Raw genomic sequence first — 3,883 nt, forward strand, 5'->3', positions numbered from 1 at the left:
AACTGCCTGTAAGGCGAAGCCGATCACAGGCAGAACCCTTGGCGCCCAGGGCCGTAAGGCCCGGCGGCGCCATCAACCCTCGCCCGCGAAAGCGGGCGTCAACCTTCGGGAATACAGCTTCCCGCCGCCATCGGATAGCGGTCAGCCGATAGCCGATGGCAGCCATAGGCTCCACCAGAATGCCAGAACTCTCGAACACAATTTCAAAGGAGGTTTTACCATGAATTTTAAAGAATTATCCATTCAATGCCGTACTTACCGTCGTTTCAGCCAGAAGCCCATTGATTCTTCCATTCTGCAGGAGCTCATGGAGAATGTGCGTATCGTTTCCAGTGCCATGAACGGCCAGGTGCTGCGTTATGTACTGGTGAAGGATCCGGCCCTGGTGAAGGCGCTGCAGCCTGCCATCCACTGGGCTGCCGCCCTTCCGAAGGAGCTGGGCACGCCGAAGGAGGGAGAGCAGCCGGTGGCCTTTGTCCTTGTGTGCAAGGAAGGAAGAGGAAATCCCTGGGCTGATATTGACGCCGGCATTGCCGTACGAAATATGGCGCTCAACGCCTGCGCCTACGGTATCGGCTCCGCCATTCTGGGAGCTGTGGAATGGAACAGGGTGAAGGACATTCTCTCTGTGCCGGAGGACTGGAACCCCCGCCTTCTCATGGCCCTGGGCTATCCTTCCTGCGAAAGCCATATCGTGGATGTGCCGGAAAGCGGAAGCTTGAAGTATTTCCTGGATGAAAATAAGAACTACTGCGTACCGAAGAGGGCGCTGAAGGATATATGCATTGTGAAATAGGATGGGGCCGCAGAGCGGCCCGGGTTCAGAAGGTTCAAAAGGTTCTGCCCGCTTTCAGCGGACGGGTTCAGAAGGTGGTGGTATCGCCCTGTCGGGCGATGAGTTTGTGATTCCACTTCGTGGAATGAAAACCACACAACCGGGCAACCGTCGATGGGCGGCATTTATATTGGCGCTGACAGGCGCCATACCTCGCCAGCGGCAGCGATACTACATAACTTCCTTTGAACCCGCCCGCTCTGTGGGCGGAACCGGGGCCTCCAGGGGCGAAGCCCCGGCGAGGCCTTGAACCCGGGCGCCGAAGGCGCTTGAACCCTCTCGCTGTCGGGAGTACTGTATGTCAGACGTCTGATATCTGTCTTCTGTCTTCTATCTTCTGCCAGTCCGATGTTGACAGGGCACCGTTTCCTGTTTATAATATGACTTGTAGTCAATTTTATAGGAGGAACTGTATATGAATAAAAAGTGGATTGCCTTTTTAACAGCCGGCGTCATCGCCCTTTCCTGCATGACAGCCCAGGCGGAGGAACCGGCCAGAAGAAGCATTACCGTCACTGGGACCAGTGAAGTCACCGCCAAAAGCGACATGGCCACAGTCAATGTTTCCGTAGAAACTTCCTCTCCCAACGTGAAGGCAGCGGTTCGTGAAAATGCCAATGCCATGACATCGGTCAAAAATGCAGTCATTGCTGCCGGCGCCGATGCATCAAAGATTGAGACCCAGAATTATAATGTCTATCCCCAGCAGACCTATGACAGCAAGGGCAATGCGAAAACGAAGGAATACCGCTGCACCAACACCATGAAAATCGTGGTAAACCAGCTTTCCAAAACAGGAAGCGTCATGGACGCCGCTGTGGAAGCGGGAGCCAACCGCATTGATTCCGTAGATTTCTCCGTAAGCCACCCGGAGGTGTACAAGGATGAAGCCCTGCGGAAAGCCACGGAAGATGCTTATCGCAAGGCAAAAATCATCGCTGCTGCCCTGGGCAGAAGCGTGGTGAATGTCATTTCCGCCAGCGATGATCATGTGAACGTAGTTCCCTATCGCATGATGAATGTGAAGCTGGCTGCTGCCAGAGCGGAAAACGACGCCGCCACCCCCATCGATCCCGGTGAATCGAAAATGCAGGGACAGGTGACTGTGGTATTTGAAATCGACTGACCCATCAAAAAAGCGCTCCCGAAAAGGGAACGCTTTTTTATTGGAAAAATCGGCTGTCCGCTGATAGACGACAGAGGTCTCACTGTCCCACCAGCCCACTAGCCCACTAGTACACTAGCCCACTAGTACACTACCATCCCCATATCAATGGCGATGAAGCCGCTGGCGTAGGGGCCGATTTCGTAGGGTTCGAAGACCAGGTAGAGGTGGCTGTCTTTTCCTATATAGAAGATATCCGGCAGTTTTCTCACTGCATGGTCGGGGAAAAGATAGATTTCTCTCTCGCTGCACTGGATTTCAATCTGCCGGTTCACTTCTTCCACCGTGAGGTTTGGCATTTTCTGTTTCAAGTCCTTCAGGGTGACCCGATGGCCCAGGCCGTCAAAGTTCATGGGCACGGCGCGGCTCATAGGGTGGGCAGCGCGGTCGGGGTAGGAGGATTCGATGAGAAGGAAGCTGGTGATGGGACTTTCCTTTTTGTCCATGGCGGACTGCCAGGAGATCCAGCCGGTGGTTTTCCAGGCTGCATTTCTCTTTTCAATGGATTTCGCGAAGCGGTTCGTTTCCACTTCCACCGCTGCATTGATACGGGCCCGTTTCAGAAGGTTCGAATCCCGGGAAACGGGGATGTTCACGTTCATGGTTTCTTTCTGCCATCCTTTGGTGGAAAAGGCGGGGTTCGTGGGAAGCGGGGACGCAAGTCCCGGCCCCAGGGTCCACTCGGCGGAAGCGCCGCCGGAAAGGGCTGCCAGAAGTGCCATGGACAGCAGCACTTTTTTCCATTTCATAGAAATTCCTCCTTTGCATGAAATCGGGAATGCTACACTTTCCCGATGGGTACGGAAAATACGCCTTCCGAAAAGGGCGTCAGGTCATCCTGCTGGTACAGGGCATAAACCACCCTGTTTTTGCCGATGTAGAAATTGGAGGGAAGCTCCGTCACCTGGTGGTCCGGAAGGAGGGTGATTCCCTTTTTCTTTGCGGTAAGCTCGATGCAGGCATTCACATCGGCCACGGTGAGCCGGGGCAGCACCTGGGGCAGGTCGAAGAGGTCGCCGGAGCTGTTGAAATTAAGGCCCTTGGCAAAAGTTTGGCCGTGCTCATCACCGGCAATGAGCTTCTGTTCCACCAGCACAATGCTGGTAATGCCTTCGTTATTGCTGATGAAATTGCCGATAAGCCCTTCATGCCAGATCATCCAGCCTTCGGTGTACTTTTTTGCATTGTCTGCAGCCAGTTCGTCAATGAAGCGGTCCTTTTCCCGGGCAATGGCTGCATTCACCCGGCCTGCAAAGTCCTCGTTCCCCGCATGGGTGACCAGGTAGGGACTGCGGAGGGTGATGGTTCCCTGGTGGAAATCGTCGGTGCGGAAAGCGCCGGACTTCTCCGACACCTTCGCCGCCAATCCCGGCCACAGGGAGGCCTCGGCGCTTCCCATGCCGCTAAAGGAAATCAGAATGGCCGTCAAAACAGCAAGGCCTGTTTTTTTATAATTCATAATGGTACCTGCCCTTCTTCTCTTTTCTTTATTATACCCTAAAAAGGGCCGCTGCGCGGCCCTTTTTAGGTAGATTGACAGCCCTGCAGGCTGAGGTTTGACGGCCCTTTGGGCTGAAGGTTCTCAGGTTTAACAGCGGCCACGCCGCTTAAGGTTGTGGATTGCCGCCGGAGGCGGCATACAGCACTCCCCTCTGAACCGGCCCGCTCTGTGGGCGGAACCGGAGTCCCTGAATCCGGGCGCCTTCAGGCGCCTGAGCCTTGGGAAAGCGGACAGCGGCCTCCACTGTCTCCCTGTCCCACCGTCCCACCAGCCCACTAGGGAATCGCTGATTAAATCACTGTCTGCTTTTGTTCTTGAATTTTTATGCAATGCAAGGAATGGGACAACGCGAATAGCAAGCTATTTAAGGAGTCCCATGACG

At 54.8% G+C, this 3,883-nt stretch carries 4 protein-coding genes; 2 read left to right on the top strand and 2 right to left on the bottom strand.

Going from position 1 to position 3,883, the window contains the following annotated elements:
* The first annotated feature begins 220 nt into the window (after nucleotides 1–220).
* Nucleotides 221–796 (top strand): nitroreductase family protein, encoded by a 576-nt coding sequence (locus B2Y11_RS02315; protein ID WP_291055669.1) that lies wholly within the window; start codon nucleotides 221–223, stop codon nucleotides 794–796.
* A gap of 454 nt (nucleotides 797–1,250) precedes the next feature.
* A complete protein-coding gene (locus B2Y11_RS02320; protein ID WP_291055672.1) occupies nucleotides 1,251–1,961 on the top strand; it encodes an SIMPL domain-containing protein in 711 nt (236 codons plus the stop codon).
* Nucleotides 1,962–2,083: 122 nt separating this feature from the next.
* On the opposite strand, the gene B2Y11_RS02325 is transcribed toward B2Y11_RS02320, so the two are convergent.
* Both B2Y11_RS02325 and B2Y11_RS02330 read right to left on the bottom strand, forming a co-directional pair.
* The gene (locus B2Y11_RS02325) at nucleotides 2,084–2,749 is read right to left on the bottom strand and encodes an RsiV family protein (RefSeq protein WP_291055674.1); all 666 of its coding nucleotides are present in this window, start codon (nucleotides 2,747–2,749) and stop codon (nucleotides 2,084–2,086) included.
* Between the two features lie 32 nt (nucleotides 2,750–2,781).
* The gene (locus tag B2Y11_RS02330; protein WP_291055677.1) at nucleotides 2,782–3,459 is read right to left on the bottom strand and encodes a hypothetical protein; all 678 of its coding nucleotides are present in this window, start codon (nucleotides 3,457–3,459) and stop codon (nucleotides 2,782–2,784) included.
* Between the last annotated feature and the right edge of the window lie 424 nt (nucleotides 3,460–3,883).

Source organism: Dialister sp. UBA1703 (assembly GCA_002320515.1).
GTDB lineage: Bacteria > Bacillota > Negativicutes > Veillonellales > Dialisteraceae > Dialister.